The organism is Pseudoalteromonas sp. bablab_jr011 (genome assembly GCF_016464045.1).
GTDB classification, from domain to species: domain Bacteria; phylum Pseudomonadota; class Gammaproteobacteria; order Enterobacterales; family Alteromonadaceae; genus Pseudoalteromonas; species Pseudoalteromonas lipolytica.
In genome coordinates this window covers 1-4,098 of record NZ_JACDWU010000201.1, presented here as the reverse complement: position 1 = coordinate 4,098, position 4,098 = coordinate 1, and the positions used below count along the sequence as shown (strand labels likewise).

Genomic DNA, 4,098 nt, shown 5'->3' with positions numbered 1-4,098 from the left:
TATCTTTGTCCTGCGATCAACTGCTTGTAACTCATGGTAAATGCTTCTGTTTGTTTGGCGACGATAGAGTACCACCAACAGGCAGTTGATCTCTTCTCACCGTTTAACCATGAGTGGTGCACTTATTATCTGAATTCGGGGGCTGCTGTCGAATTTAAAGCAGATATAACAAGGAAAGGGGTAATTACTATTCGAATTGAGGCAGCTTCTGGAGAAAATAAACGTTATGACTGGAAAAATAAAATTTCCATTCAGCTTACTCAGCTAGGTTTGATTGAATTTCTATGCGCATTTTTATTCATTAAGGAAAGTATTGAGTTAAAGCATTACGGAGCTAAGAATGACAAATCATTAAAGGTTCAATACCAAGAAGGGAAATTGTTTCTGCAAGTATCACAAAAAGGTAAAAAGCTTTGTGGAGTACCTATTCCTATGAATGAAGCAGTACGTATAGGTCTATTTGCACTGGACTCTTATTTGAAAAACTTCGACAACATTAGTGCTGAATTTGCTGTGCAGAATTTTAACCGAGCAGCTAGTTTGGGTCTTTGAGCGCTTGAAAATGGAGGTTGAAGATGATTTTACAAAATGACGATGCTCTAGAAATACCTCATGGTAATTCATCTGTTTGGCGGTATATGAGTACTTGGAAATTTGAACAGTTACTCATAAATTCCACTTTGTTTTTTCCAAACGCTAATGCACTCTCAGATCAATATGAAGTATCTATACCTGAAAGTGTTAAAAACAAAGAAAGAGATGATCTAATTAATGATGGTATTAGTGGGAACAATCTTAACGGTGAATTGGAAGCTTTTTTTGGAACACCAATCCTAAGAAAAACTGTGTCTTTATCAACTGCTGGTCATTAACTCCACATGAGTCATACGCTTTATGGAAGATTTATCTTTCAGGTGAGGCGAATGGGGTTGCCGTTAAAACGTCGGTGAGCAAACTTAAACGCTCAGTGATTAACGGGCAAGACAGTAACCCAGAGCCATTTTATATGGGTAAAGTTAAATATAAAAAACACCTTTGCGATGATAGCCTATCAAGGCTATCACTAATAACAACGAAAAAACCATTTTATGATTTTGAAAAAGAGCTAAGGCTTTTCATATTGAATGATTCACCTCCTGAGAAGAGCTTGGATCAAACTGTTAATTTCATTCAAGGCAAGAGCGTGAAGATTGATGTTAATGAGCTTATTCAAGAAGTGTACATTTCGCCATTTGCTTCGCAAGGTTACATAGATGAGGTAAAACAATTGCTTAAAAAGTATGGTTATTCAAAAGCTTTGATTAAAGAATCTGAAATACTTGATATGTAAAATTGGCTTTAATCCACTGCACTGTTCAACTTTAACAGTGCAGTCCCCATAACCAATATATGTACTGCCCCTTACTGCTCGATTAAAAGAGTTTCAACAACTTCTTCCGTCGTATTGCTTTTGATTCTAATTTTTTTAGCGTGTTTGTTGAGCGACACAATTTCATCACAGAACCCTTCTGTTGGGTATAACGTGTACTTGTAATCGATAACCTTACCTTCATCGTCTTTTACAGCAGCTATATCATACTTCTCTAAAATGCCAGCATTAATAAGGTCTTTCATTGTTGAAGTCATATTTCTGCGAATAGCGATTAAGCGATTTTCAGTGATGTCTTCTGACTCAATAGAGCCAAACTTAATCATTATTCTTACAAGCATGAAGTGATACGTCTTTTCGGGGCTGGCGTATCTAAACAATGTATAAAGTCTGGTTGTAAGCCAACTAGATAAGGTTCTCTTAAATTGTTGCGCCTGGTTAAAGTAATATCCTTTATAAGATACAGTTTCAATTTGCTGAGCCATGTACTCATTAAGAAATACAATGCATCTCTGAGTGCTTGGCCCTTTTTTACCAGAAAAATGAATTGATCCCAGATAAGGCATTTTTGCTTCATTTGTTTCTACTTCACCATTTGAGTTGGTGCTGTAGTTAAAAGACAGTTGACTACCAGACAGGATTAGTAGCGCTTCCTTTAAATCTGGATAAGATAGTGATTGATTAACTGACTTAAGCTCTGCATTTAGTTCATTCATTTTAAAATGAATGGCGTAACGAGTGCCGCTTGCGTTATTAATCTTAGAAATATTGCCTTTCGTAGCAAGAGAAATTAATGCCCTCTCCACTTTTTCTTCGCGGTCAGATGGCCAAGCAACATAGTCTGTTTCTTTACCTTTGATTACAGCTGGTGAGATTTGTAATTCACCGGTGTATTCAACACCATCCAACTTATCAGAAATAGACCGAGAATTAACGAGCCTTTCTGGTGCTTGTCTAATTGGGTATATGGTAGTTTTAACTCTTACAAAACGAGACCATAAATCGTATAGGGGAAAGGTATTTGATAACGAATTAGATTTCAAACCTTCAAAATGCACATCAGTAAAGAGTTTAAGCTGCTCAACCTCAGCGGCTTCCTGAACTACTAACCCTTTGGTGCTGATAGTCTCTGGCAAATTATTTATTGTAAGTTTGTTTTTGCTCATACCGAAATTCCCGCATACTTGAATTTCAAATATATCAAATCGCTATATAAATAACACAGCAAAATGCACCATTATTAAAAAACTCTTTATAATCATTACGATAATAGAGTGTAACTGTGATCTGATTACCTAATTAACCTATTAAAAATAACGTGTAATTGCGATCTGGTCGTTTGAGTAACAGTATGAATAACGTGTAACTGCGATCTGAGTTAAAAACCTATCAATTTGATTAACGTGTAAATGCGATCTGAGGTGAAGGTTTGGTTCATAAAATAACGTGTAAATGCGATCTGGGATGAAATTTGAAGTCATAAAATAACGTGTAAATGCGATCTGGAATGAAATTTGAGGCCATAGAATAACGTGTAAATGCGATCTGGGATGAAATTTGAGGCCATAGAATAACGTGTAAATGCGATCTGGGATGAAATTTGAAGTCATAAAATAACGTGTAAATGCGATCTGGGATGAAATTTGAAGTCATAAAATAAAGTGTAAATGCGATCTGAGAAGCTACATAACTACTGAATAACGTGTAATTAGGGTCTGAGATTTATTTTCAGTTTATTATTTCATCAACTTACTTCTGTGTACCCGATGTGAACTTAAAACTATTGGTCAAAAATAAATCGGAAGAATTTGCTCTAAAAGGGACAGAGAAATTACAAAATAAAGTGTAAAACCGATCTGAAATATAAAACACATACATTTCAGTGGTTTACAAAATTGTACCACACACAAACAAAGGTAACGGGCGAAAAAAAACTTTTTTCAAATGAAAATTCCCTTAACTTCTGTAGTATGGATTCAGCAGGGCTGTGAATAACCCACTAAAAAAAGGTGTAATTGCGATCTGAGAAGCGTGCAATTGCGATCTGGCACAGTAATTTAGCCTATTTTCAATCATTTCGAATAAAAAACAAACTGTGATTGTGAATAAAATAAAGTGTAAATGCGATCTTGAGCAATGTCGTTGTGGATATTTTACAGACAATCCTTTATAACCTGTTGATAATAATATCAATATAAATGCTAATAACGTGTAGTTGCGATCTAAGTAAGGTGTAATTGCGATCTAAATAACGTGTAATTGTGATCTCATTTATTTTTTATTGTTTAGGTAAATCAACAAGTTAAATGGATAATCCACAGCGCTAACCTAAAGATCTAACCTATATATTTAACCATCATTATTCTTAATATTTATTCTTAGCTCTCAACAAATCAAATAAAAAATGATATTTGGTATTTAAAAAGAACTAAGTTCAATTCCTTTAGCTAATAAGTTCTTTGCAAAATGCATGATGTTATTTAGCCATTTCACCGTAAACCCTCACTCGATTAGAGCGGGGATATAAGGCGTAAGACGCGATAGCGTCTTAATCTGGCGTCAATTGACTTTCCACATAAGCTTTTAATGTGTGAACTACTCGCGCCTAAAGGCATCGAGCTTCCAAGATAATAGCCTAAGCTACTAACCTTTCTTTTTTGACGCTTCGTTGGACACCGCTAGTCGAGCTTTTGACTCGGCTAGTCTTACGATTGCCTCCACGTCCACTA

4 protein-coding genes are annotated in these 4,098 nt (G+C 35.5%); 3 read left to right on the top strand and 1 reads right to left on the bottom strand.

From position 1 onward, the window contains the following. The first annotated feature begins 33 nt into the window (after positions 1-33). The 3 genes from JIG41_RS12275 to JIG41_RS12265 all read left to right on the top strand — a co-directional run bounded on the left by JIG41_RS12275 (position 34) and on the right by JIG41_RS12265 (position 1,330). On the top strand, positions 34-552 hold the full coding sequence (locus JIG41_RS12275) for a hypothetical protein (RefSeq protein WP_063530037.1): 519 nt from the start codon (positions 34-36) through the stop codon (positions 550-552). A 23-nt stretch (positions 553-575) separates the two neighbouring features. Next, complete coding sequence (locus JIG41_RS12270; RefSeq protein ID WP_063530038.1) at positions 576-872, top strand: hypothetical protein; 297 nt, start codon at positions 576-578, stop codon at positions 870-872. Positions 873-946: 74 nt separating this feature from the next. Next, positions 947-1,330, top strand: coding sequence for a hypothetical protein (locus tag JIG41_RS12265; protein ID WP_063530039.1), 384 nt, complete (start codon positions 947-949; stop codon positions 1,328-1,330). A gap of 71 nt (positions 1,331-1,401) precedes the next feature. Here JIG41_RS12265 and JIG41_RS12260 read toward each other — a convergent pair whose 3' ends face one another. Further along, complete coding sequence (locus JIG41_RS12260; protein ID WP_063530040.1) at positions 1,402-2,535, bottom strand: hypothetical protein; 1,134 nt, start codon at positions 2,533-2,535, stop codon at positions 1,402-1,404. Between the last annotated feature and the right edge of the window lie 1,563 nt (positions 2,536-4,098).